Genomic DNA, 25,214 nt, shown 5'->3' with positions numbered 1-25,214 from the left:
CTTAACTCTAACAAAATGGCACGTTTCCTCAAAGATCGTAAAAAGGCGCAAGGGGCAGCCCCGGGCTCTCTGATTTTTATCGGAAAACAGAAAATGGATCGAAATTCCATTCAGGTATTACAATACACTCCCGAAGGATTAAAAGAGTATTTTCCTGAAAATATAGAGAAAATCAAAGAGAGCATATCCAACGATCACATGACCTGGATCGGAATCAGCGGCCTGCACAACACCCAGTTGATCGCCGACTTGGGAAAAGTATTTACGATCTCTCCTTTGATTCTGGAGGATATCCTGAACACGGACCAACGTCCTCGTTTCAGCGAAGAAACAGATCATCTCTATGTTATCATCAAATCGTTCTATATCGGAACGGAAGACCAGGCCGTACATATGGAACAAATTTCCATGATCGTGGGAGACCATTACCTACTCACCATACAAGAGACGGAAACCGATTACTTCAAAGCCGTAAAAAAACGGTTGTATGATTCTCAAAGTAAGATACGAAATTTCGGTCCGGACTATCTCTGTTACGCTTTGTTGGATACCTTGGTAGACAATTATATCATCAATATCGAAAGACTTGGAGTCGCTATTGAAGAGCAGGAAAAAAGAATCTTCTCTTCGGAAATCGAAAACGTGGAAGAGATCTATCATTTCAGAACCGAACTCTCCTACATACGAAAAAACGTACGTCCCGTAAAAGAACTGATGAACCGTTTTACCGGCTGCGATTCTCCTTTGATAGACAAACGCACTTACTCCTACCTTCACGATCTGGACGATCTGGTCGTACAAGTACAAGAAGCCATCGAAATATACTATACCATGACTTCCGACCAGCTAAACCTTTATCAAACAAGCATCAGCAACAGGGTAAACGACGTCATGAAAATATTGACCATATTTTCGGCCATCTTTATCCCTCTTACCTTTATTGCCGGAATCTACGGAATGAATTTCGAATACATGCCGGAACTACATCACCGTTACGCCTATTTCATCCTTTGGGGTATCATGATTGCTGTCACTATTGTCATGCTTCTTTTTTTCAAACGAAAAAAATGGCTTTAATTAATTATAGATCTTTTATGATTTAGTGATTCTGTGATTTAGTGATTCTGTGATTTAGTGATTCTGTGATTCGAATTTAATCCTTTAACCGTCAATTTTTCTATTGTAAATTTTAAATTGGACGTAATTTTTAATCTATAATCTACAATCGTCAATCTCTTAATCATTATATCTCTCAATCCCTTCATCCGCTCCTCTTCCGAACTGTCGATTACAATTGGCTCCTCTCCTTATTTGGGTGTCAATTTCTTCAGTTGATTTCCCTTTTTGTCCGGTGATGTTCTAATTTTTCAGTAGAAATTAGTAATTTTGTTGAGAAAAACGGAATTCCATTTAATTAATATAATAATTATGCTGATTCAGATATTGTTGGGGATTACTTTGCCGTTGAATAATCCGGTGCTGATTTTTTCTGTCATTTTGTTTATTATTTTGCTGGCTCCTATTTTGTTGCATCGGTTAAAGATTCCTGATCTGATCGGTTTGATTCTTGCCGGGGCTTTGATCGGTCCCAACGGACTTCATATCATGGATAGGGACAGCAGTATTATTCTTTTCGGAACGGTGGGGTTGTTATATATCATGTTTATGGCCGGATTGGAGATCGATATGGCTGATTTTAAGAAAAACAGCGTCCGTGGCTTGACTTTCGGTTTATATACTTTTTTGATTCCCATGTTAATGGGTACGGCTGCCGGCGTCTATTTGTTGGATTTTTCCTATCCGACCTCGATTTTGTTAGCCAGTATGTTTGCCTCCCATACGTTGATTACTTACCCGATCGTGAGTAAATACGGGGTGACGAAAAACCGGGCTGTAAACGTGACGATCGGAGCGACTATCGTTACTTGTATTTTGGCATTGCTGGTACTGGCTGTTATCGTCGGAATGTCCAACGGAGTTCTTTCTCATGAATTCTGGATTCGGTTAAGTGTTTCTACTATACTCTTTGCTGCTGTCGTAATTTTTATTTTTCCTATTGTAGGACGTTGGTTTTTTAAGCGTTATGATGATAAGATCGGGCAATATATTTTTATTTTAGGATTGGTTTTTCTTGCTTCGTTTTTGGCAGAGGCTGCCGGATTGGAGGCAATTATCGGGGCATTTTTAGCCGGGTTGGCGTTGAATAATCTGATCCCTAACACTTCTGCCCTGATGAATCGAATTGAATTTGTGGGGAATGCTTTTTTTATTCCTATTTTCTTGATCGGAGTGGGAATGTTGGTCGATTTTCATGTGTTCGTAGCAGATTGGACGACAGTTTGGGTTGCCGCCGTTATGGTTGTGGTGGCAACACTTGCGAAATACGTGTCTGCTTGGCTTGCCTATAAAAGTTTTCGTTATACCAAATCGGAGTTTGTCTTGATGTTCGGGTTAACGAATGCCCAGGCAGCGGCAACGTTAGCTGCGGTATTAGTAGGCTATCAGGTTATCATAGGGACGGATGCGAACGGGGATCCGATTCGTTTATTGAACGAAAGCGTGTTAAACGGTACGATTGTAATGATATTGGTAACTTGTATCATTGCTTCCTTCGCTACCCAAAAAGGCGCACAGGAAGTGGCTTTGGCGGATTTGGCGGAAGAGGAGATTGTGGATAGTGATGATACGGAAGATCGTATTTTGATTCCTTTGAGTAATATCGAGAACGTGGAGGAGTTGATCAATCTGGGAGTTACCGTAAAATCGAAAAAAGGAAAAGCCTCTTTGACGGCTTTGAGTATTATTCAATCGGATAATGCGGATTCCTCGGCTGAAAAGCGATCGAATCTATTATTGGAAAAAGCCACGAAAACCGCCGCGGCGACCGATAATTTGTTGACAACCTTATTGCGGTATGATTATGATGTGGCCAACGGTATTAAAAATGCCGTGAAGGAACATAAAATTACGGATATTGTATTAGGACTCCGTAAGGAGGGACAGATCTCAGATACTTTTTTAGGTAATCTGACGGATCGGGTGTTGAGTAAATGTGCGACGACGACTTTTGTCTATCGTCCTTCCCAACCCTTCTCAACCTTGAAACGTTGTATTGTTGTTATACCTTTTCATGCGGAACGGGAGATCGGTTTCCCTTATTGGCTGGTCAGGATATGGAATATCGGAAAAAACACGGGAAATAAAATGGTGTTTTACGCTTCTTCTTCCGTTCTTTCCGTTTTGAAGGAGACCCATGCGAAACATCCGATAGATGCTATTTTCAACGAATTTGATAATTGGGATGATTTTTTGATTATATCCCGGGATATAAGGGATAACGATGCATTGATGATTGTCATGAGCCGTAAGAATTATCCTTCTTATGCTAAGAATATGACACAGGTTCCGACTTATCTTAATAAATATTTCTTTCAGAATAATTGTATTTTGGTTTATCCTATGCAAATGGGAGTTGGAGAACAGGAGGTGGGAGTATTCAAGAGTATTCCTCATGCCGAACCTTTCGAAAATCTGGAAGATATGGGAAAGGTTCTGGGAAAGTTATTCAAGAAAAATAAATGATTTAATTGTAGATTGACGATTGTAAATTGTAGATTAGGAGGATTAAGTGATTGGGTGATTCTGTGATTCAATGATGGGGTGATTGAAATTGAATCATTCAACCGTTTAAGCGATAATCATGGAATCCTTCTGGTTTGCAATTTGAATAGGCTTCGGCCTATTGATATACTAAAAAAGAGCCATCAAATGACGGCTCTTTTCATTATTTTATTCGGATTTATTTTTCTAATGCTTTTTTGATCTGACGTTTGGCCAAAGTTAGCGGAGCTAAAGAACAAGGTCCGTTAACACATCCTCCGTCGCAAGCCATTACTTCGACGAATTGAGCTTCCGGCTTTTTCGCCATCATCTTTAAGCTGGTCTGGTTCTTTTTGTCCAGTCCTTCTATAGATAGGGTGGTGTAACCGTTCCCCACGGCATTTACGATGGCATCCCGAACACCTCCGGCTTGTGCGTATCCCCGGCTGAATTTAGTCACTTCCGGGTTAAGCGGCAATTCTTCACAACTTTCCACGTTGATATCGTAGGCTACCATAAAAGCTCCCAGCTCTTCGAAGCTCATCACGTAGTCGACTTCGGGTACGGATTCGGCCTCGTAACGTTTGGCCAGACACGGTCCGATAAATACCACTTCAGCATCCGGATATTGAGCCTTTACCCGGCGTGCCGCGTAAACCATAGGACTGCGGGTATCGGAAACGAAGGGTTTCAGCATCGGGGCATGTTTGTTTACCCATCCCACGTAGGCCGGACAGCAAGAGGTCGTCATGAAAGGCTTACCCTCGTGCATCCGTTCCAAAAATTCTGCCGATTCGTTGTTTGAAGTATCTTCTGCTCCTAACGCAACTTCAACAACCTCATCGAAACCGATTTGTTTGATGGCATTCAGTATTTGTCCCGGACTTGCGTTGAATTGACCGTATATGGCCGGGGCGGGAATGGCAATGATCTTTTTCTCCGGGTTGGAAATGCTCTTGTATACATCGATAACCTTGGAACGTTCCATAATTGCTCCGTAAGGACAAGTCTGCATACATTTTCCGCAATAAATACATTTATCCTTATCGATGTGTTCCACTCCGTCCGGGCCTTTGGTGATAGCTTTCACCGGGCATACGTCCTCGCAGGGAACCGGAGTGTAGACAATAGCGTGGTAAGGACAGACTTTGGAACAAAGTCCGCAACTCACGCAATCCTCCTGGGTAATGGTTGCCTTACCTCCCTTGAAAGAGATGGCGGCTTTCGGACAGTTCATCAGACAGGGACGTCCCTCGCAACCGCGACACATGTTGGTCACAAAATATTGCGATTGCATACAAGCACTGCATGCCTCGTGTACTACCGAGAGTATGTTCTCTTTCGTGTTTTTATTGTCTAACGCTTTTTGGGCAAAATCACTCAATGGAATGAGGTCGATCTCTTCGTCTGTAATTTCGAAACCGAGAATGGAGATCACTTTGTGTTTCAAAATGTACCGGTCTTTATGCACGCAACATTTGATCGGCTTTTTGTTCCTGGGTCTCATTTCCACCGGGATATATTTAACCCCGTCAACTAAATTTTTTTCTTTTAATAGCTTTACGATTCTAATCAGCAGCTCACGTTTCGTGAGCATTGCAAAATTATCATACAACATCTCTTACTTCTTCTTTAACTATTTGTATCAAATTAACTTTACTAACACCTGCTATTATTTGCCCGTTTAATTCGATAAACGGCGGTTCCTGCCTTTCCGTGCAGCAACCGAGACATGGAGAATAGCTAATGTTTAAATGTTCTTTGATGTGTTGGGGAAGAGAATCGATAGCATCTTTTAACTCGGCTCCTCCCATTACGTAACACATGGTACCCATGCATATTTTCAAATCGATTTTTTTCATAGCCCTTGTAGATTATTTAGAGATTTTACACGCTAAATATACATAATCTCCACGTCTTTTAAATATTTTGTTTCTAATAAATATTTTATTTTTTTTACTACATTTCTTCTGATTTCCAATTCAACCGGCAGATTGGGGTCTTGGTGTGCCGTGTTGATTCTTGTTCCTACTAAAAGTGTGATTTTATCACTATCCAATAAATATTTTACTAACATTTCAGCCGGGCCGTACTCTTTGGGATGTTCATTTTCATTCGCGGTGAGTATGCGTTCCACCTTGCTCAGCGTCAATATTCCTTCGGTTACCAAATCCACTCCTTCCATCCTGGAAATAGGAGGGAGGTTCTTGTCCACGATGTTCATGTCGATTTCCATCTTTGCCCCGAGTTCCCTGGAAACAATGGTGGCTGTCGTCCCCCCGCAAAGGATCTTCTTTCCTTGAAATTCACGTACTCTGCTGGCCAGGTACTTATCATTCTTTTCGTCGTAGGGAGGACCTGTACAAATTAGGAGATTGCGGGGCTTTCTCATGTAGATGACACAGCAACTCGTGTCATCTTTTAATTTGTAACCGTCGTTTTTTTCGGCTTGAATGACAATCTTGTGAGCCAATTCTTTGGCTGAAATATCGTTTTTTTGTTCTACCAATTTGGCAATATACTCTTTTGCCCCGTCTTCCCATCCGAAAGGCATCCTGTTGGTTCCCATTCCCGACTGGCTGACTCCGTCGCTGAAGAATATAATCCGGTCTTCTTTCTCTAAATTGAATTCCGAAATCCAAAGATAGGTATTGTCCAGATCTTCTCGTTCAACGGGGATCTTTTGTTTGGGGACCTTTACAAATACTCCTTTCCGGTATAGATAGAAGGAGGGAGATTCGTATTCGATGATTTTGACATACCCAAAGCAATCGATGTCGCAGATACAAAAGGTGGAGTAACTGATCTTTCGGACCATATCCCGGGGGAGGGTATTCATGATAGAGGTAGATGTTTTGAGGATACTTTCGTTCATAGCCGTAAAACGCATGGCCATAGTGGCTGTCATGGTCGAAAGAACACATGCCTTAATGCCGCTACCCAATCCGTCCGATAATACGCTGATAACCCTTCCTTCCCCTTTCAATTTTTGAGACATAAAACAATCTCCGCAGACTACGTTGCCTGCTTTATTCTTTTGAAAGAACTCGACCTCTATGAAATTACCGTTGTTTCTCAAGGGATAGTGTTTTTTAAAGGGTTGTCAGATCATCTTGCTTTTTATAGGCTTCCATGACTGTCCTCAAGGTGGCATCCGTGAATGCTGCATTTTCTCCTAACAGGCAGGCCACTTGCTGCACGGTCTCCATGTGTTTTTTTATCACTTCCTGCGTCTTTTCCAGCATCCACTCCTTTTGTACGCCAGGCTCTCTCAAGTCTTGCAATAGACCGAATACCAACCGATGAGGCTGTATGTTGTAAATGGACAAGATCCAGGTTTTGTCGTCCTCCCGGATCTGACGTTCCGTGATCTCTTTGCCCGTGGTGAGAACAGCTCTGAACAGATCCTCGAAAGAACATATATTTTTTAAATCCACTCCGTATAAACCGGGGTCCACTTCATAAATGGAAGCGATATCTTCCCCCATCAGCGTAGCACACCTTTGATTCATGTCCATCACTTTCAGCTCCGCGTTGACGAGCAGGACTCCGGCTGGGATTTTTTGTAAAAGCACTGTCGCCTTATCATGGGCGATTTTTCGCATGTAGGAGACACACATGTTCTCTTCGGCCCGTCCTTCCAACATGGCGATGGCAAAATCCCGGCATGAATCGTAACCGCAACCGCTGCAATTCAGCTCGTCTTCCGGCCCGTTCTTCCCCACGACGGCCATAGCCTGTTTAATCTCTTCTTCCGTGTATTGGTGCTCTACAATATGAGGGTCTTTACAGAACAGAATTTGTAAGTCGATGTCTTTGAAGTCTTCTTTCGGATTACCTAAGTCGGCTTTATGTATGATTTCATACCGTTTTAAAGCGGGAGACACATGGCTCAATTTGGCCGGTCCGTTGATACAGCCGCCTTTACAAGCCAACAATTCCAAAAAGATAGAGTCTTCCTTACGCTGAGAATCCAAATGTTTGAGGACGTCTTTTATCGTGGATAAATCGGAAAAGGCCATGTTGTGGACGGGCTTTTTCGGTTTATGCATTCCTTGTAACATACCTCCTTCAATCGGATAATAGGCTCCGAGACCGGAACGGTAAGGAACGAATTTTTCTTCGGATTGCTCTAAAGCCTTATCTTTTAAGTTGATTTCCGCTTTCTCCAACCATTCTTTCAAATCTTTGAATGTGATTACAACATCCACTAAGTTGTTGAAGTAGTCGGCTTCTAATTTTTTACAGATACAGGGTCCCGCGAAGACGATTTTTATATCTTCTCCGTATATCTTTTTTAAAATTTTAGCGTGGGCCAGCATCGGGGAAACGATGGGGGTGATATTCCGCACATGCTCGGAAGAGTATTTGCGAATGTACTCGACAACCACGGGACAGGCAGAAGAGATATAAACACCGTTTTCGGCCTGTTCCAAGAATTTTTCCGTCCGGTCGGAAACAATTTCAGCTCCCAAAGCGGTTTCTGAAACGGCCGTAAACCCCAAACGCTTGATGGCGGCAATAAGGACATTGGCGGCGATACCTTCAAATTCACTCACGTATGACGGGGCCAAGGACAGAATGACCTTGGGATACTTCTCCAATGTCAGCTTTGCCCGGGTAAGTCCGTCCCGTACTTTTTTCGCTCCGGTCGGGCATACTTGTGTACAATGCCCGCAATAAATACAACGGTCTTCGATGATAGAAGCTTTATTGTCTTCGATGCGGATTGCCTTTACGGGACATTCCCGGATACATTTATAACAATCCTGACAGTTGTCCGGTACGGTGTAAATAGGTCTTAGTTGCATGGGAACTCCTCTTGTAAGATTTTATATAAACGGGAGAGATTAACCTCTTCATACACTTTATCGTCTATTCTGATAATCGGTCCTTTACTGCATAGTTCTTCACAGAGATGACCGCAGAAATCGATTTCTGCCTCCAAATGATTCTCGCTCAGGTATTTTTTTATGATTCCCAGGTTCGTGTTGTTTCCTCTGGAAAAGCAAGAACTACCTAAACAAATTCTGATTTGACGCTTTGCCATAATTGTAAAACTTTGATTATCGAATAGATGCCATCCACGCTACAAAAGTATAATTCTTTTTGTAATAAAACCAATTATCTTGTAATTTTAATATGATTTCCCTTGATTTGGTTTCAGATTGTAAGTTTTTTCCCCTCGCAAGAGAAATTAAGGGCAAAATTACCGGATGTTTTTAAAAAGGAAAGGTACTGTCCTTTTTCATGGGACAGTACCTTTTGTATTTCGTTTATAAGTACTTATTCTTTTCCTTTTATCTCTTTTTTATCGAACTTCCGGCTCAAATCGAAAGAGATGGGAGTGGCGATAAACAAAGAAGAGTAAGTTCCGACAATGATACCGATTAACAAGGCGAATATGAATCCTTTAATAGATGCACCGCCGAAGATGAAAATCGCTAACAATACGACGATGGTAGATAATGAGGTACTGAATGTACGACGTAAAGTCGAATTCAATGCATCGTTAACCACGATTTCATCGTCCCGTTTCGGGTATAGTTTCCGGTATTCGCGGATACGGTCGAACACGACTACCGTGTCGTTGATGGAATAACCTACTACCGTTAGAATTGCCGCAATAAATGCCTGGTCTACCTCCAACGAGAAGGGAAGAATACCGGCAAACAGGGAGAACATACCGATAACGATAATGGTATTGTGTGCCAAGCCGACGACAGCTCCTGCACCATATTGCCATTTAGAGAACCGGATCATAATGTAAAGGAATATTCCGACCAGTGCGAATAGAACGGACCAGATAGCGGCTCTTGTCATGTCTTCGGCAACGGCCGGTCCGATCTTCTGTGACATCTGTAAATTGACATCGCGGAAAGTCGGGTAGTCTGTTCCGGCGGGTATGTATTCCTGTAACCCCACGTATAGAAGTGAATCTACTTCCGCATCTACATCCGCACCGTTCTCGTCGATTTTGTATTTGGTCGTAATCTTTACCTGATTGGCCGTACCGAATGTTTTTACCTCCGGAGCACTTCCGTATACTTTCTCTAAGCTGGAAGCGACATCATCGACCCGTACGCTTTCATTGAAGCTGACGGTATAAGTTCTACCTCCCACGAAGTCGATACCCTTGTCCAATCCCCTCGTGAACAGAGATATGAAGCAGATTAAGATAACGATTCCGGATAATGTATAGCTGATCTTCCGTTTGCTCAGGAAAGGGAATTTCGTGTCTCTCAACCAATTGGCCGTAGCGCTTGTGGTGAAGGTTACGTTATCGCTCTTTGATGCGGCCCTTTCGAGTATCAGACGGGTGATAAAGATAGCTGTGAACAGAGAAGAGAGAATACCGATGATCAATGTCGTGGCGAAACCTTTAATAGGACCTTCTCCGAAATAATAAAGGATAAAACCGGTCAACAAAGTGGTAAGGTTACCGTCAATAATGGCAGAGTAGGCGTTGTTGTAACCCTCTTTGATGGCTAACTTCAATCCCTTGCCCGAACGTAGCTCTTCCTGTATGCGTTCATATATCAATACGTTGGCATCTACCGCCATACCCATCGTCAATACGATACCGGCAATACCCGGTAACGTTAATACGGCCCCGATAGAAGCCAAGATACCGAACAAGAAGAATAGATTGGCGAATAGAGCGATATCGGCGGCCAAACCTGCGTTCTTGCTGTAGAAGAATAACATGTAAGCCAATACCAGTGTGAAGGCGATGATGAATGACCACATACCGGATTGGATGGCTTCCTGTCCCAAAGACGGTCCGACTACTTCATCGGCTATGATCCGGGCAGGAGCGGGTAATTTACCGGATTTTAGAATGTTGGCCAAGTCTTCCGCTTCTTTTACGTCGAAACGACCTGAAATTTGAGAGCTACCGCCTTTGATTTCGTCGTTTACATTAGGAGAGGAAGCTACTAAACCGTCCAAAACAATAGCAATACAATGTCCGATGTTTTCTTTTGTCAGTCTGGCCCAGGTTTTGGTTCCTTCTCCGTTCATGTTCATGGAGACAACGGGAGCTCCCGATTGGTCGAAATCTTTGCGGGCATCGACGATAGCATCACCTTCCAACGGGGCTTTTCCGTTACGGGTGGTGATTTTTATAGCGTGCAAGGCGACCGCTCCGTTTACACTTTTCATTTCCCACAAAAGTCGGGAATTACGAGGTAACATGGCTCTTACCTGCGGCATTGCCAGGTATTTGTTCACTTTGGAGGTATCTTTTACTAAGGCATAACCTACCGTAGATCCGTTGCCGGGACCTTGTTGGGTGATGTTGGGTTGAAGAACGGCGAACAAAGGATTGTTTTTAAAAAATTCGCTTTCTGACGTGTTGGCCAAAGAGTCTTGTCCCTCTTTCAAGGCACTTAAAATGGCTGATTCCTTGTCTTCGCTTTTCGCTTGATCCGCCTCTGTTTTTTCCGGGGTAGCCGTTGCGCTTTCGGTCAATGCTCCTTGAGCTTCTAATACTTCCCGCAATTTGTCGTTGGCTGCTACTAAATATTGGTAATATTCAGGATTGTCATAGGTTTCATAAAATTCAAGGGCAGCGGTTCCCTGCAATAACTCCCTTACCCGTTGCGGATCTTTAATACCCGGTAACTCGATAACGATTCTTCCGGATATATCGGCTTTCCGAATATTCGGTTGAGCTACGCCGAAACGGTCGATACGGGTACGTAAGATGTTGAATGTGTTATCTATCGCTCCGTCCGCTTCTTTTCTGATGATGTCCAGCACCTCTTTATTCGTGGCTCCGATTTTGATTTTTTCTTTCATTTCGTGCGTACCGAATATAGCCGGAGAAGCCAGTTGTGCTCCCGGGGCAATTTTTTCGAAAGCCTCACCGAAAAGAGTTACGAAATCTTTCGGGCTGGAAACCCTCATCTTAATAGCTTCGTTGATAGCCTGATTAAACGCGGGATCCGCACTATGGTTGGCTAAACTTCTTACCACGTCAGCCACATCGACTTCCATGGTCACGTTCATACCGCCTTTTAAGTCCAAACCTAAATTTAATTCCAGCTCTTTACACTCTTTGTAAGTGAATTTGGCTATTCCCAGAAAATTGTAAACAGGTTGATTCGCAATGGAATCCAAATAGGCTTTTTCTTTGCCCGGGTCTCCCTGTGCAAATACTCTTGCCGCCTTCTCTACCTGGTTTGTTTTATAAGTAAAAAACAACTGATAAAGACTCACCAATGCCAAGGCAACAGCGAGTAATGTGATCGCTCCTTTATTCTGCATTTGTTTAATAATTTTATAATTACTTAAGCTCCAATAATTCTTTTAACTGTTATTTAGTGCGCAAAAGTATAACATTTTTTTTAAATATCGGCACACTTAGACAGATACTTTTAATGTTAATACCTTATTTTCATAATCGATGACCGCATTGTATTTCACACAAAAATCGCAACCTAATAGCCCGGCAACTCTTCGTTGGAGGTGTTTTTCGTATAAAGAATTCACGTATTGCAGGTCTATCAGGGCCATATGAACATTTTCAAGGGTATGATCGCCGATTTGCAATGCGGCAATGTTTACCAACTGAACCTCGTTGATTTCTCCGTTTACTCCTCCGGAATTTATTTCCGAAGCATCTTCTACCGGTTCGTAATTGAAAGGGGTGTATTTGTCTATAACCGAGACGGAAGCACCTGTATCAATAATAAAATCTCCCTCTAAACTGCCGATCTGCAACACGGTGATGATATGAAAGCTGTTCTCTTCCAATTCTACCACCTCTATCGGTACTTTTACTTCATATCTTTTCATTAACGCAAACATAAACATTTTCGGCGAAATCCGAAAAATCAAGATGTTAATTTCAAAAAGAAATAGTTATGAAGATAAAAGAGGATAATTGACTTTCCCGGATTCGTAAAATAATAGTAATTAGAACGGTTGTAAAAAATAGGGTGAAATTCGTATCGTTATGACCGTTATCTGCCTTACGGTAATGAATCTACTTCGCTTTGTCTTGTACTGATAAAGTAATATCCGAGTTTATTCTGTCGTATTTCGTATTTTCCCGGATGATGTACGGGAAGAAAAGAGCGGCAATGATTTCGGTAAGGTATCCTTGAAATAGTTTGTGGTGTTTTATCTTTTGCGGTTTGATACGGTTCTTTTTTCACTTCCTTAACGTTATGATTGGTCGTGGTATCGGCTTTGAAATAGATTTCCGGACACGAAAACGGAGGAGTACCCGGAAATCGAAGATGGAATTGTCGGATTTAATTTAGTGGGTGACAAATTCCCAAGTTTGCATGGAGTCTTCCTCCAAGGATAGAATAAATCCTATTCCTTCTTTGGTAAACCCTATTCCTTTACTGACAGGATGCGGAAATGAGGCGACCTTTACCCAAGTTTCTATTTTGGGATCTAAGCCCCAGCAGTCGGATAACGGTTTGTATTCGGTCGGAGTATCGGTTTTTGCCCCTCCCGCGATATAGGGATAGTCGGTGCCGTTTTGCCGGATGACGAAAGAGGCGGCGTTTATGCATATCGGGCCTTCTTCCGTGGCAACCGTCGTGAAAATGCCTTTCCAGGTTTTGGTTTCCGGAATGAATTTAGTTACATGACGGATATAACCGTTCTCTGTTTTTCCGAGGCAGACGTATGCCGTTCCGTTGGCAACGAATGCGGTGGCTCCGTAACGTCTTTCGTCGATATCGGCAATACGTTTCCAGCCCGTTGGGGGATCGAATTCGTAAAAATCTCCCAAGATTTTACGCTCTGCCGACAGTCCGCTCCCCACGTACCCCTTCCCGTTCAGGCTAAAGGCGACTGCCTGTTGGCGGGGAACTCCCGGAAAATCATAGGGCAACCGTGTCCAGGTCTTTTCCTGACTGTCGTATACCCAAAAATCCGTAAAATATCCTGCCGAAGGATCGTCTGTCGAGTAAAAAGTATAGCCTAAACCCACGTAGGCTTTATGCCCGATGGTAAAGGCAACAGCTTCTCCTCTGCCTTTACCGGGAAAAGGCGGAAGGTGTTTGTTGGGGTTCCAGCCCGACTTCAGATCGAAATTTACGAATTGATTGAAGTGTTGTGGCCAAAGGGCATTATAATGTCCTAATCCCAGGCAAATCTCCTCGTTTACGGTGAAGATAACAGGTTCGTTCCTTGCTTCTATCGAGGGCGCTCTTCCTTTTTCCCAGTTTCCCTGGGGAACGGACGGTTTTATCTCTTCTTTATCGCATGCGATAAGAAAGAGGAAGAAAAACATGTAAAAAAAATATTGAGGCATGATTAATTAGGTATTTCTGTAAAGTCTTTAACTTCATAAGTTGAAGTGGTTCCACGTTCAATATTTCTGAAAAAAACGTCCGAAATGGAAGATCTTGTGAAACCAAGCATGCTAAAAGCTACCGGATCAGTTAACTCTAAATATGGATAGGCGGTTAAAACATATGTATACGGTTCATTTGTTGTTACGGGATTCTTTCCGTCTAAAAATAAATTATAAGACGGGTAGATGGTAAACCATACATTTGACCCTGTATTGAACGAGTATAGAATGATTTCATTACTTCTAACACCATTTGTCTCAGTTGTTAACTTTATGCCTATTTTGAAAGCAAACGATTTAAAATTATAAGAATTTGTTCCGTTAATTTTTTCTTGTCCAATGGCACGCATGTACAGTTCTCTAATATAGTTGTCTGGAAGAGCTAAGGCCATTTTGTCATAATAAACAAAAGAATATCGTTTATTGTCTTTTATGATTGATAGTCCAGATGTAATATTGGGTGGAGATGCAGGGAAAGATATTGTACGAGCTTGTGGTTTTGAAGTATAATCATATACGAGAATATTTTTTTTAGGATCAGAGATTTTGCATTCAGATAGGAGTTTGGTGTTTTGGATATCACCTTGAAACCATATTTTGAATTGATTTGCTGTGACTTGGAATATGGTGTCATTGACGGCAAAGAAGCCTTCATTATTGACTACTTTTGCATAATATGGAGCAGCAAGGTTAAGATCGTAGGAAGATGATCCATCGGTATAGAATACTTTTCTTATGACCCCTTTTTTTAGTGCTTCGTTATAAGTGTCACTATGTTTCGGAGCTTGTTCCAATGCTTTTCCGCTTAGTTGATCTAAATAATCCATTTGTTTACGTTCGGCTGCAATAATTTCGTCCAATAGATTTTGTTGAGAAGTAAATTTAGTTACAAAATTATTTGTGGATATTTCTATCTTATCATTAAGAATTGAAGTTAATACTTTATGATTAGGTAAAATTAATATCCCATTTGTTATTTTCATTTCTGATGGAGAGGGTGTCGCGTTGGCAATTCCTTCTTCTTTTATTGTACAGCAATGGAATAATCCAATTGTAAATAATAATGTAAACAGTTTGATTGAATTGATTTTCTTCATGATATATGAATTTTTATCATTGGTGATGATAATATCATTGTTGGTGTAAATTAAGTGTAAAGATAATAGATAAAATATTATATCAAACAATATTCGTATGAAATATTATATCATTATAGATCAATAATGGGTTTTGCGTAAACAAAAAACCGTTCCGGTACCCCGGAACGGTTCTAACAGAATGATCGTGAAGTATTATTGTTAGTTAAAGATTTTCATGTTGTCCAAAACATCCATTACGGATCTCACGGCTTTAGCCGATTGTTCCAACAAAGCTTTTTCTTCTTTGTTCAAGGAAACTTCGATAATTTTTTCAATACCGTTTTTACCCAAGATGACCGGAACACCCAAATAGATGTTTTTCATGCCGTATTCGCCGTTCAGCATGGCACAAACAGGGAATACCCGTCTTTGGTTGCGGATGATGGCTTCGACCATTTGAGCTGCAGCGGCACCCGGGGCATACCAGGCGGAAGTTCCCATCAGTTTTACCAGTTCGCCACCGCCCACTTTTGTTCTTTCGATGATGGCATCCAACTTCTCTTTTTCAATCAATTCGGTAACGGGGATACCGCCGACAGTCGTGTAACGGGGAAGCGGAACCATGGTGTCGCCGTGACCACCCATCAACAAGGCCTGAATGTCTTTCGGAGAAACATTCAACGCTTCGGCTAAGAAAGCCCTGTAACGGGCCGTGTCCAGAATACCGGCCATACCGAATACCCTGGAAGAGTCGATTTTGGCAGTCAGGTAAGCGCAATAACACATCACGTCCAACGGGTTGGAAACGATGATAATGATGGCTTTCGGTGAGTGCTTGATGATATTTTCGGTTACTGATTTTACGATACCGGCGTTGGTTGAGATCAAGTCGTCGCGGCTCATACCCGGTTTGCGGGGAAGACCGGAAGTGATGACTACTACATCCGAATTGTTGGTTGCTTCGTAATCGTTGGTAACTCCCTTGATACGGGTGTCATAAAGATTAATCGGAGCGGTTTGCCACATATCCAAAGATTTTCCTTCTGAAACACCTTCTTTGATGTCCAAAAGAACCACTTCGCCGACGATGTCTTTTTCGGCGATGCAATTGGCGCAAGTAGCACCAACATTTCCTGCTCCTACAACTGTAACTTTCATTTTTGCAATTTTTTTATTGTTATACTATCCTGTTTTATTTAGTGTCAGCTTTAATGCCGACCCAAATGTATACCTTATTTTTTACATCAACAATCTTTATACCGAAAAATTACAGAATTTTTTCTGTAATAATAGAGATATCTTGGTCGGATATATTATTTCTTACTCGGGACAGGGGTTTTGAAAAAAAAGTATAGGGATGGAAACCGTATGAATTAGTCGTTTTATTCGTCTGTTTTAGAATCTATTTTTCTCTTTTCGTTAAATTGAAAGAAGTCGGTCGTTATTCTGGAAATGCTGTCAAGGGAGGATTTCAATTGAATTGTTGCCAGAGACGGGTGGCAACGGCTTGCATGCGTCCGAGGATACCGATGGAATGGAAGCGGATACGGGGTAAATTCTTTTGGAATGAGTGATACCAGACGGCTAATACGACGCCTTTCAGCACGCTGGAAAAAGAGATACTCCACCAGATACCGTTCAGTCCCAAAGCGGGGAGGGTGATGAGGTAATAGGCCATGGGAATCCGGGCTCCCGTGAGGAGAATACCCACGATAGCCGGAGGAGTAGTGCGGCCGCATCCGTTGAATGCTCCGGCCGTGACGGTCTCGATCGCGGAGAATATTTGCGAGATGGCCAAAATCTTCAGGTAGTCGCTTCCGGCATCTAAGGTGGCGGGATCGTTGATAAATACGCTGAAAATACTTCTGCTGCCGAATAAAAAGGCGGCTCCGGCGAAGAAAGCGATACTGACGGCTAATTTAAGGGTATAATGATACCCTTGTTTGATCCGGATGTAGTCGCGTGCCCCGTAGTTTTGTCCGACAAAAGCGGCAAGTGCCGTGGAGAATCCGGCAGCGGTCATCCAGGTAACGGCTTCGATCTGGGCTCCCACGCTTTGTACGGCGACCCCGATATGTCCCCATTGGGCGGCCACGGTGGCTAACGTGAGCGAGAACATGGCGAAAAGTCCGCTCTGCATACAGACCGGTAATCCTAATAGGGCAATTCGTTTGGTAAAACGGATTCTTAACCGGGTAATAAAATAGAGTTTTCCGATGGAAGATTCCTTTAAGTAGAGGTTCCTGATAAAGATAGAGAAGACAACGAGCTGGGAAAATACGGTAGCGATAGCAGCTCCGGCGGTACCCATGGCCGGAATAAATCCGTACCCGTAGATCAGAAGCGGATCGAGGACGATATTGCATAACAAACCCGTAGCCACGATCTTCAACGGTGTTTTGCTGTTTCCCTGCCCGTTGTACAGCCCGCTATAGGTATTGTTGTTGAAGGTAAAAAAGATACCGGGGACGATGATGCGCATGTAGGTGACCGATAGGGAGGAGATGTCGGACTCCAGGTGGAATACACCCACCAGCAGATCGGCAGCAAACCAGATAAAGCAGGCGTAGAGTAAAGCGATAATGGAAGATAATTGAGCGGCTTGGTTGGCATAAATTCTGGCCCGGGTTCTTTGCTTTGCTCCCAAAGATTGGGCGATGGTGACTTCGGCTCCGATCTTACTGATAAAAGAGAGCGCATTGCAAAGCCAGGTAAAGAATCCGGCAACCCCGACGGCGGCGACACTCTCACTACCCAGGTGTCCCAGCCAGATCATATCGGTCATGCTGTAAGCCATCTGTACGAATGAGGCGGTAATCAAAGGAATGGCCATGCTCCATATGCCTTTGCTGATACTTCCCCGAGTAAGATCGTTTGTCTGAGCCATAGTCGTTTTTTAGAGTTGCAAAAGTATAAACCTTTTGCTAAAAGTCTAACTCTTTTTTATACTTTTGTCCGTGAGTTTACAAATTTATTGACGGATGAAAAATGTTGTGGTAATAGCGGGAGGCAATTCCTCCGAGTACGTGGTCTCGATAAAGTCGGGAAGTTATGTATATGAAATGATCGATGAAACCCGATATAATAAATATTTGATGTTGTTGAAAGGGCGGGATTGGCATGTGGTGATCGGGGAGAAGAATTATCCCGTGGATAAGAATGATTTCTCTTTCACGAAGGACGGAGAAAAAGTAATTTTTGATTTTGCTTATATAACGATACACGGAAATCCCGGTGAAAACGGCATGTTGCAAGGGTACTTGGATATGATGGGGGTTCCTTACGGGGGATGCGATACGCTTTGTTCCGCGTTGACTTTCGACAAGCATACCTGTAACACCTATTTGAAAAGTTTTGGGGTAAACGTGGCTAATTCGGTATTGTTGACCCAGAAAATGGAGTATGAGGTAGAAGAGATTATTGAGGAAGTCGGTCTTCCCTGTTTTGTAAAACCCAATGCCGACGGTTCCAGTTTCGGTATATCGAAAGTAAAAGAGACCGGAGAGATGAAAGCTGCTTTAAAAAAGGCTTTTGAGCATTGCCATGAGGTGTTGATCGAAAGTTTTATCGACGGCACGGAGTTTACCTGTGGCGTGGTGAAGGGTAGGGACATGGAGTTGGTGATGCCTATTGCAGAGGTCATTTCTAAAAAGGAATTTTTCGATTTTGAGGCGAAATACGACCCCAAAATGGCCGATGAGATCATTCCCGCTCCGATACCCGACGAGTTGACGGACCGGATAAAAAGCTTATCTTCCGCTGTCTACGACATCCTGCGTTGCAGGGGAATTATTCGTGTCGATTATATCGTGCGGGATAACGAGATTTTTATGTTAGAGGTAAACACCACTCCGGGTATGACCTCCAATAGCTTCATTCCCAAGATGGTCCGTGCTATGGGCGGTTCCATACGGGATATATTCACGAAAATAATTGACGACTCTTTAATGATTCGGTGATTGAAAAGATTGACGATTGTAGATTGTAAATTGGGTATTGTTTTTTTAATCTGCAATCGTTAATTTACAATCTACAATTTAAAATTTACAATGAAGGGATTGAGAGATTAGGTGATTGACGATTTCGGGATTAAAATCGAATCACTAAATCGCAGAATCATTAAATCATAGAATCCGTTAGTCTATAATCGAATGATTCCTCCCCCGACGACATCTGTTCCTTCGTAAAAGACGGCGCTTTGTCCGGGGGTGATGGAATCCATGCCTTCGCGGAAAACCACCCGGAATTTTTTTCCTTCAGGATAGACGGAGGCGAGGGCTCCCTGGTTGCGGTAACGAATCTTGGCCGTGACCTCGAAGCCCGGGGGAAGCGAGGGATATTTCATTAAGTTCGCCTCTTTTATATAAAACTCTTTTCCTTGAAGTTCTTCTTTGGTTCCTAAAACGACTTCGTTTTTTTCAACGTCGATGGAAACGACAAACATGGGGTGTCCCAAAGCGATACCCAATCCTTTTCGTTGGCCGATGGTGTAGTTCGGGAATCCTTTGTGTTCTCCTAATTTTTTACCTGAGGTATCGACGAAAAGCCCCGGGCCGTATTTTTCCGTAAAATTTTCTACCTTTTCGTTTAGAAAGGTGCGGTAATCGTTGTTCGGAATAAAACAGATCTCCTGGCTTTCGCTTTTTCGGGAGAGTTGTTCGTATCCCCGTTCCAGGGCAATCCGACGCACCTCGGGTTTGGTCAGTTCTCCTAACGGAAAAATTGTCCGGGCTAAGTTTTCCTGCGTGAGCGACCATAGAAAATAGGTCTGGTCTTTGCTTTCGTCTATGCCTTTCCGGAGAAAATAACGTCCGTTCTCCTGACCGATGCGGGCGTAATGTCCGGTGGCGATATAGTCACAACAGAGGGAATCGGCCATATCCATCAGTTTCCCCCATTTTATGGTGGAGTTGCAAAGAACACAGGGGTTGGGAGTACGGCCATGCAGGTACTCGTCGATGAAATTCCGGATGACTAAGGCGTCGAACTCTTTTCGGATATCCAAAATATGATGTTCGAATCCTAATTGACGGGCCATGTTTTTGGCTTCAAAAAGAGCGTTGACACTACAACACCCTTTCTCTTTTTCCAGGCATCCTTGTGCAATCTGATCGTAAACCCGGTAGGTTACTCCGACCAACTCGTATCCTTGTTCTTGCAGCAGCATGGCTCCGACGGTACTGTCTATTCCTCCGCTCATGGCCATTAAAACTCTTTTTCCCATATGATGTTGATTAGTGAAAGGAAGTGAACATTCCTTCTGTTACGGGTTGACTTTTTTATTCATAAACCGGGCTTCGCTGTGGTAATCGTCTTTTTCCAGTTCGATATCGGGTTCAATCCATTCCGTCGCATGTTCTAATGTGAATTGCAGGTATTTTATCGTTTTGCCGCGTGCAAGCCATTGTTGTTCGTAAAAAGTTCTTATATTCAGTATCTTATCGTTATATCCGGAATGATACAGATCATCCGTGTTGACGAAATAAGGCAGGTGATTTACCCGGATTGCCTCATCCGTGTAACGGTATAGAAAAGGACTATCTGTTTTTAAATGGATGATTCCGTCGGGTTTCAATATTTTTTGGTATAGTGCTAAAAAGCGGGTACCGGTCAGTCGTTTTCTCGCTTTAGCCATTTGCGGATCGGGAAAGGTAATCCAGATTTCCGAGATTTCGTCCGTTGCGAAAATAGATTCCAGTACTTCGGCGTGCGTGCGGAGAAATGCCGCATTTTTCAGTTGTTGTTCCTGAGCCGCTTTGGCACCGGTCCACATCCGGGCTCCTTTTATATCCAATCCGATAAAATTTTTTTCGGGATACAACCGGGCCAGGCCTACCGTGTATTCTCCTTTCCCGCAACCCACTTCCAACACGATCGGGTGGTCGTTTCCGAATACCGTTTCGTTCCATTTTCCTCTAAGCACGTATTCGGTACGAAAAACCTCTTCGTGAGTAGGCTGGAAAACGTTTTCCAGCGTCTCCATTTCAGCGAATTTGGCTAATTTGTTTTTTCCCATGTATTCTTATTTGAAAAATTACTCTTTTGTATTGCCGAAAGCCTCTAACTCGATGCCTATATTTTTTATTCCTTTTAACTCCTTATTTCGCATGCTGTGCCACAAGTAGAAGGTATAGCTGCAGCATGAGTCCGGCGGGGCAATTTTCCCGACAGGCTGAATAATTGTTTTCAAACCTTTCATCCCGTCTCCTAACCAATCTCCGTTATCATCGGCCAGAATGAGGTTGATCGTGTCTATTTTGATCGGTTGATTGTTGCGGTGGATGGACAGGAAACACCTTAAATTGGCGTACATATAGTCTGTCGTGTGCCGCAGTCCGATTTTCAGTTGGTATTCTCCGGGAACCAGATCCTGTGCTTTAAATGCGATGACACTATCCCGTATCCATCTCTCTTTTGATAAGGTGCGGTAGCTTTTATAGGAAGAGAGGTCTAAATGGCATCCTGTGCATCCCAGTAATATTATCCAACAACAGATCTTATTCTTCATTCTTATCTAAACGGTTTTACATCCTCTTTTAGCAAATATTCCAATTCGGCGATCATCATGGCTGTCGCTCCCCATATGAAATGTTCCCTGACCCTGTAACCGGGAGCGACGATTTCATAATCGTGACGGAAAAAAGAGAGGGAAGTTTTATTCCTGTCGTCGAATAGCTCGCTTAACGGGACGAGAACCACTTCTTCCACTTCATTTTTCGAGAGCACAAAATTAGGTATTTTCGGTGTGGTTCCAACAAACGGCGTAATATTAAAGTTACTCAAAGGGATATAAACATCGCTTAACCTTCCCATGATCGTCACTTCTTCGGGAGGTACGCCGATCTCTTCCTGACACTCCCGGAGGGCCGTACTTCGGCTATTGATATCTTCCCGTTCGCTTTTTCCCCCGGGGAGGGCCATTTGTCCTCCGTGGTATTTTCCGGCTTCTCCGCGTTTGATAAACGGAATAGCCCACTCGTCCCGATAGGGTACCAACAATATCATAACGGCACTTTTAATCGGGGGAACCGTGTGTATTCCGTCGACCCCTTCGATAAATTTGGGATAGGGGGCCATGCGAATGTGTGCTTTTTCGCCGGGAAGGGTCTGGTCTAATTTTTCTTGTATATGGGATAGTGTCACTTTTTTCTGCTGTTTTTTACGGGTGTTTTTACTCTTGATATTGTTGCGCCTGGTTCAGAACCCGCAATAGGTTGTCTCCCCATAGTTTGTCCAACTCTTCAGGTGTATATCCCTGGCGGAGTAATTCTACCGTTAAGGAAATCAATTCGTTGGAAGCCTTGCAGCCCTTTAGCTTTTCCGTGTCGTCGCCGTCGAAATCCGTACCGATACCCACGTGGTCTATTCCCACGAGGCGAACGATGTGATTGATATGGTCGATGGCGTCTGAAATATTCGGATTCGGTTGCTTACCGATAAACCAATTGTATAAACATACTTGTACGACACCCCCTTTTGCCGCAATCGCTTTGATCTGATCGTCCGTCAAATTACGGGGATGATCACAAAGGGCTTTGGCAGAAGAGTGGGAGGCGATGACGGGAACTTTACTTGTTTCCAGTACGTCGTAAACCGTTTTCTCGCTGGCGTGGGAAATGTCGATCATAATTCCCAAACGGTTCATTTCCCGGACAACCTCTTTCCCGAATTCGCTTAATCCGTTGTGTTCCTCCTCGCCTTTGGCAGAATCGCAAATATCGTTGCTTCCGTTATGACATAAAGTAATATAGGATATTCCCATCTGTTTGAAAAGTGTTAAGTTGCGTATCTCCTTTCCGATTGCATAACCGTTTTCGATCCCCAAGAAAATGGCTTTCTTGCCTGCATTCTTTAATTGGATCAGATCGTCCGACGTATAGGCTAAGCCGATCCGGTCGGCGTTCCGCTCCACCTGTTCCGCAATTTTGTAAAGAATGTCGATTGCCTTTTGGGTGGCAGCCCGGGAGGCTGTTTCGCTCCGATCCTCCTGTTTTAGATAAGCGACCATAAATACGGCGTCAACCATTCCTTCTTGCATCTTGGGAAGATCGATCTTTGTAAAAGAGGTACGTTTTCCCAAATCGAAGTCATCCGTAAATTTCATCGGGGTGTCGCAATGGGAATCGATGATAAAACTTCTTTTGTGTACCGCTTTTGCCCGCTTGAACAGGTCGGCTTCTTTCATGAAATGGCGGAATAATCCGAGCATTTGTTCGTTGGGAAGAGGGGCCATTTTTTCCGGATGCCATTGTACGCTGAATATCGGATATTCCGGCATGCCTTCCATGGCCTCGATGATTCCGTCCGGGGAGGTTGCCGTTACCTTGAATCCGGGAGCCACCTCTTTTATCGCTTGGTGGTGAAAGGAGTTGACGATTATGCTTTTTTGGCGGAATATGTCGGCGAGTACGCTTCCTTCTTCAATGTTTACGGAATGAGATCCGTACTCCCTGTTCAAGCTTTGGCTGTGCTTGAGGAGTTTTCCGGGGCACTGGGAATAGATATCCTGGTAATTGGTGCCCCCCAAGGCGATATTAATGATTTGGTGTCCGCGGCATATGCCGAACACCGGAATTCTTCGGTCCGCAGCTAATTTTACGAGTGTAAAATCGTATTGGTCCCTGGCGGCATCCATCTCCTGCAGAGCCGGAATCGGTTCCTCGCTGGCATATAGCGGATTTATATCTCCGCCGCCTGTTAGTATAAGTCCGTCCAACCGGGAAACAATATCCTTCAGGGAATCGATGTCCGTATGCATGGGAATCAACAGGGGGATTCCCCCTGCTTGCAGGATGGAGTGTACGTAGGTATTATCAATGCAAGAGTTGTCTTCCTTGAAGTTGGAAGAGATACCGATCAAAGGACGATCGTTATTTGAAATTCGGTTATCGATGGCATCGTTTAAAATTTTAAGATTTGCCGGATAGATAGGTGTATTCATTAGATTGAACAATATTACTAAAATTAATTTCATGATTAAGTAAAACGAATCTCGCAATTTTCAGGAGTTACGGAAAGTACGGTATCGGCTCCTAATATAACCGGAAAATTATTCCGAATGTGTCCTGCGGGAAATCCGAAACAAACCGGATAGCTGTACTCTTCCACTGCCTTTCGAATAAGGTGATAAACCTCTTCTGTGAATCCGGGATTTTCGTTTTCCGCGAATTCTCCCACGATTAATCCCTGAAGGTGTTGTAATTGCCCGGCATATTTCAGACATTGGATGCTGCGGTCGATGTCGTATATATTATCTGCTTTCTCTTCTATGAAAAGAATGGTTCCCCTCGTATTATGATCTATACTGGTATCATGTAAGCTGTGTACCCAGTTCAACATGCCTCCGACCATTTCCGTTTCAGCGAATCCGGTTCGATTTAACGGGTGAGCTGGGATGGAATATGAAGAAATGATTCCGAACAGGAAATTTCTCAGTTGAGTCATCGCCTCCGGTGAAGTCATCGAGTAATCTTCCGGCATAAAGGCGTGTAGACTCTCGATTCCTAAAAAATGAAGTTTTGCATGAAGAATGGTGATGTCGTCCATCCCGATTATCCATTTGGGATTTCCCTGGAAGGTGGAGTAATCGGCTTCTTCGACGAGACGAAGAGTTCCGTATCCTCCTGTCGTACACCAGATAGCCCGTATCTCGTCGTCATCGAGCATAACCTGTAAGTCTTCTAATCGTTCTTGATCCGTTCCGGCGAGTTGGCCGTTTCGGGCGTAGATGTGCTTGCTTAAAACCGGAATAAGTTCCCAGGAACGCAATAAGTTTACGGCATAGTCAATGTTGTCTGTTTTCGGAACTCCCGCCGGGGAAATCAAAGCGACTTTATCTCCCGGTTGTAAATATATAGGTCGTAACATAATTGAACGTGTTTATTTTTGTACGAAGATAAGATTTTTAATTGTAAATTGACAATTGTAGATTGACGATTGTAAATTGTAGATTCAAAGATTAAAGAGATTAGGTGATTTCGGATTCTTAACGATCGAGGACTGAAGAAGCGGGGATAAAAACGAAGGGGCATACATAGTGGACGGCGAGCGTCGTGTTTGCTTTTAGGAGCGACCGGACGACGGATTGTCCGAGCATGGCGAGTCCCGGAAGAGTTATCCCCTTTGCGATTGCAGATGGACGATTGTAAATTGTAGATTCAAAGATTAAAGAGATTAGGTGATTTTGGATTCTTGACGATCGAGGACTGAAGAAG

The 25,214-nt window shown here is 43.3% G+C and carries 20 protein-coding genes; 3 read left to right on the top strand and 17 right to left on the bottom strand.

What is annotated here, in order from left to right; genetic code table 11:
* Nucleotides 1-15 precede the first annotated feature (15 nt).
* Nucleotides 16-1,077 (top strand): magnesium/cobalt transporter CorA, encoded by a 1,062-nt coding sequence (corA, locus tag DMB45_RS10500; protein ID WP_041504214.1) that lies wholly within the window; start codon nucleotides 16-18, stop codon nucleotides 1,075-1,077.
* Nucleotides 1,078-1,428: 351 nt separating this feature from the next.
* Nucleotides 1,429-3,582, top strand: a complete 2,154-nt coding sequence (locus tag DMB45_RS10495) for a cation:proton antiporter (RefSeq protein ID WP_041504215.1) — start codon at nucleotides 1,429-1,431, stop codon at nucleotides 3,580-3,582.
* Nucleotides 3,583-3,799: 217 nt separating this feature from the next.
* Here the strand turns inward: DMB45_RS10495 and DMB45_RS10490 are convergent, their stop codons facing one another.
* The 11 genes from DMB45_RS10490 to DMB45_RS10440 form a co-directional block, all read right to left on the bottom strand.
* The gene (locus DMB45_RS10490) at nucleotides 3,800-5,197 is read right to left on the bottom strand and encodes a monomeric [FeFe] hydrogenase (RefSeq protein WP_237143304.1); all 1,398 of its coding nucleotides are present in this window, start codon (nucleotides 5,195-5,197) and stop codon (nucleotides 3,800-3,802) included.
* A 10-nt stretch (nucleotides 5,198-5,207) separates the two neighbouring features.
* Nucleotides 5,208-5,462, bottom strand: coding sequence for an NAD(P)H-dependent oxidoreductase subunit E (locus tag DMB45_RS10485; protein ID WP_041504217.1), 255 nt, complete (start codon nucleotides 5,460-5,462; stop codon nucleotides 5,208-5,210).
* A 32-nt stretch (nucleotides 5,463-5,494) separates the two neighbouring features.
* Nucleotides 5,495-6,679 (bottom strand): SpoIIE family protein phosphatase, encoded by a 1,185-nt coding sequence (locus DMB45_RS10480; protein ID WP_041504218.1) that lies wholly within the window; start codon nucleotides 6,677-6,679, stop codon nucleotides 5,495-5,497.
* A gap of 13 nt (nucleotides 6,680-6,692) precedes the next feature.
* Nucleotides 6,693-8,411 (bottom strand): [Fe-Fe] hydrogenase large subunit C-terminal domain-containing protein, encoded by a 1,719-nt coding sequence (locus DMB45_RS10475; protein WP_041504219.1) that lies wholly within the window; start codon nucleotides 8,409-8,411, stop codon nucleotides 6,693-6,695.
* On the bottom strand, nucleotides 8,402-8,650 hold the full coding sequence (locus DMB45_RS10470; RefSeq protein WP_041504220.1) for a (2Fe-2S) ferredoxin domain-containing protein: 249 nt from the start codon (nucleotides 8,648-8,650) through the stop codon (nucleotides 8,402-8,404). Before DMB45_RS10470 ends, DMB45_RS10475 begins: the two co-directional genes overlap by 10 nt.
* Nucleotides 8,651-8,886: 236 nt before the next feature.
* Nucleotides 8,887-11,871 carry a protein translocase subunit SecDF gene (secDF, locus tag DMB45_RS10465; protein WP_041504221.1) on the bottom strand — a complete coding sequence of 995 codons (2,985 nt, stop codon included), beginning with the start codon at nucleotides 11,869-11,871 and terminating at the stop codon, nucleotides 8,887-8,889.
* Between the two features lie 96 nt (nucleotides 11,872-11,967).
* Complete coding sequence (locus DMB45_RS10460) at nucleotides 11,968-12,402, bottom strand: retropepsin-like aspartic protease (protein WP_041504440.1); 435 nt, start codon at nucleotides 12,400-12,402, stop codon at nucleotides 11,968-11,970.
* Between the two features lie 466 nt (nucleotides 12,403-12,868).
* Nucleotides 12,869-13,879 (bottom strand): Kelch repeat-containing protein, encoded by a 1,011-nt coding sequence (locus DMB45_RS10455; RefSeq protein ID WP_052634791.1) that lies wholly within the window; start codon nucleotides 13,877-13,879, stop codon nucleotides 12,869-12,871.
* Nucleotides 13,880-13,881: 2 nt separating this feature from the next.
* Nucleotides 13,882-15,018 (bottom strand): hypothetical protein, encoded by a 1,137-nt coding sequence (locus DMB45_RS10450; protein ID WP_041504222.1) that lies wholly within the window; start codon nucleotides 15,016-15,018, stop codon nucleotides 13,882-13,884.
* 201 nt (nucleotides 15,019-15,219) lie between these two features.
* Entirely contained in the window at nucleotides 15,220-16,158 is a 939-nt protein-coding gene (mdh, locus tag DMB45_RS10445) for a malate dehydrogenase (RefSeq protein WP_041504223.1), read from the bottom strand.
* Nucleotides 16,159-16,471: 313 nt separating this feature from the next.
* Nucleotides 16,472-17,887: an MATE family efflux transporter gene (locus tag DMB45_RS10440; protein ID WP_041504224.1), complete on the bottom strand. Its 1,416-nt coding sequence runs from the start codon at nucleotides 17,885-17,887 to the stop codon at nucleotides 16,472-16,474.
* A gap of 94 nt (nucleotides 17,888-17,981) precedes the next feature.
* Here DMB45_RS10440 and DMB45_RS10435 point away from each other — a divergent pair, with 94 nt between their 5' ends.
* Complete coding sequence (locus tag DMB45_RS10435) at nucleotides 17,982-18,959, top strand: D-alanine--D-alanine ligase (RefSeq protein ID WP_041504225.1); 978 nt, start codon at nucleotides 17,982-17,984, stop codon at nucleotides 18,957-18,959.
* A 182-nt stretch (nucleotides 18,960-19,141) separates the two neighbouring features.
* On the opposite strand, the gene mnmA is transcribed toward DMB45_RS10435, so the two are convergent.
* From mnmA to DMB45_RS10405, 6 genes are read right to left on the bottom strand one after another with little or no spacing between them, the layout of a single operon-like run.
* Nucleotides 19,142-20,224 (bottom strand): tRNA 2-thiouridine(34) synthase MnmA, encoded by a 1,083-nt coding sequence (gene mnmA, locus DMB45_RS10430; RefSeq protein ID WP_041505081.1) that lies wholly within the window; start codon nucleotides 20,222-20,224, stop codon nucleotides 19,142-19,144.
* Between the two features lie 39 nt (nucleotides 20,225-20,263).
* Nucleotides 20,264-21,016: a tRNA (guanosine(46)-N7)-methyltransferase TrmB gene (gene trmB, locus DMB45_RS10425; protein WP_041504227.1), complete on the bottom strand. Its 753-nt coding sequence runs from the start codon at nucleotides 21,014-21,016 to the stop codon at nucleotides 20,264-20,266.
* A gap of 18 nt (nucleotides 21,017-21,034) precedes the next feature.
* Complete coding sequence (locus DMB45_RS10420; RefSeq protein WP_041504228.1) at nucleotides 21,035-21,508, bottom strand: gliding motility lipoprotein GldH; 474 nt, start codon at nucleotides 21,506-21,508, stop codon at nucleotides 21,035-21,037.
* A gap of 2 nt (nucleotides 21,509-21,510) precedes the next feature.
* The gene (locus tag DMB45_RS10415; RefSeq protein ID WP_041504229.1) at nucleotides 21,511-22,143 is read right to left on the bottom strand and encodes an NUDIX hydrolase; all 633 of its coding nucleotides are present in this window, start codon (nucleotides 22,141-22,143) and stop codon (nucleotides 21,511-21,513) included.
* Between the two features lie 28 nt (nucleotides 22,144-22,171).
* Nucleotides 22,172-23,941, bottom strand: a complete 1,770-nt coding sequence (locus tag DMB45_RS10410) for a gamma-glutamyl-gamma-aminobutyrate hydrolase family protein (protein WP_041504442.1) — start codon at nucleotides 23,939-23,941, stop codon at nucleotides 22,172-22,174.
* Between the two features lie 35 nt (nucleotides 23,942-23,976).
* Nucleotides 23,977-24,867 (bottom strand): S66 peptidase family protein, encoded by an 891-nt coding sequence (locus DMB45_RS10405; RefSeq protein ID WP_041505083.1) that lies wholly within the window; start codon nucleotides 24,865-24,867, stop codon nucleotides 23,977-23,979.
* Between the last annotated feature and the right edge of the window lie 347 nt (nucleotides 24,868-25,214).

Origin of the sequence: Sanguibacteroides justesenii (genome assembly GCF_003204205.1) — a bacterium.
Classification (GTDB): domain Bacteria; phylum Bacteroidota; class Bacteroidia; order Bacteroidales; family Marinifilaceae; genus Gabonibacter; species Gabonibacter massiliensis.
Note: the sequence above shows the minus strand (reverse complement) of the source record. Positions and strands in the feature narration are given on the sequence as shown.

Coding starts and splice junctions, on each gene's coding strand:
- DMB45_RS10455 (WP_052634791.1), bottom strand. CDS start 13,879: ATGCCTCAATATTTTTTTTACATGTTTTTCTTCCTCTTTCTTATCGCA.
- DMB45_RS10410 (WP_041504442.1), bottom strand. CDS start 23,941: ATGAATACACCTATCTATCCGGCAAATCTTAAAATTTTAAACGATGCC.
- DMB45_RS10460 (WP_041504440.1), bottom strand. CDS start 12,402: ATGAAAAGATATGAAGTAAAAGTACCGATAGAGGTGGTAGAATTGGAA.
- DMB45_RS10470 (WP_041504220.1), bottom strand. CDS start 8,650: ATGGCAAAGCGTCAAATCAGAATTTGTTTAGGTAGTTCTTGCTTTTCC.
- corA (WP_041504214.1), top strand. CDS start 16: ATGGCACGTTTCCTCAAAGATCGTAAAAAGGCGCAAGGGGCAGCCCCG.
- DMB45_RS10475 (WP_041504219.1), bottom strand. CDS start 8,411: ATGCAACTAAGACCTATTTACACCGTACCGGACAACTGTCAGGATTGT.
- DMB45_RS10405 (WP_041505083.1), bottom strand. CDS start 24,867: ATGTTACGACCTATATATTTACAACCGGGAGATAAAGTCGCTTTGATT.
- DMB45_RS10435 (WP_041504225.1), top strand. CDS start 17,982: ATGAAAAATGTTGTGGTAATAGCGGGAGGCAATTCCTCCGAGTACGTG.
- DMB45_RS10490 (WP_237143304.1), bottom strand. CDS start 5,197: ATGCTCACGAAACGTGAGCTGCTGATTAGAATCGTAAAGCTATTAAAA.
- DMB45_RS10440 (WP_041504224.1), bottom strand. CDS start 17,887: ATGGCTCAGACAAACGATCTTACTCGGGGAAGTATCAGCAAAGGCATA.
- DMB45_RS10450 (WP_041504222.1), bottom strand. CDS start 15,018: ATGAAGAAAATCAATTCAATCAAACTGTTTACATTATTATTTACAATT.
- mnmA (WP_041505081.1), bottom strand. CDS start 20,224: ATGGGAAAAAGAGTTTTAATGGCCATGAGCGGAGGAATAGACAGTACC.
- DMB45_RS10495 (WP_041504215.1), top strand. CDS start 1,429: ATGCTGATTCAGATATTGTTGGGGATTACTTTGCCGTTGAATAATCCG.
- secDF (WP_041504221.1), bottom strand. CDS start 11,871: ATGCAGAATAAAGGAGCGATCACATTACTCGCTGTTGCCTTGGCATTG.
- mdh (WP_041504223.1), bottom strand. CDS start 16,158: ATGAAAGTTACAGTTGTAGGAGCAGGAAATGTTGGTGCTACTTGCGCC.
- DMB45_RS10485 (WP_041504217.1), bottom strand. CDS start 5,462: ATGAAAAAAATCGATTTGAAAATATGCATGGGTACCATGTGTTACGTA.
- trmB (WP_041504227.1), bottom strand. CDS start 21,016: ATGGGAAAAAACAAATTAGCCAAATTCGCTGAAATGGAGACGCTGGAA.
- DMB45_RS10420 (WP_041504228.1), bottom strand. CDS start 21,508: ATGAAGAATAAGATCTGTTGTTGGATAATATTACTGGGATGCACAGGA.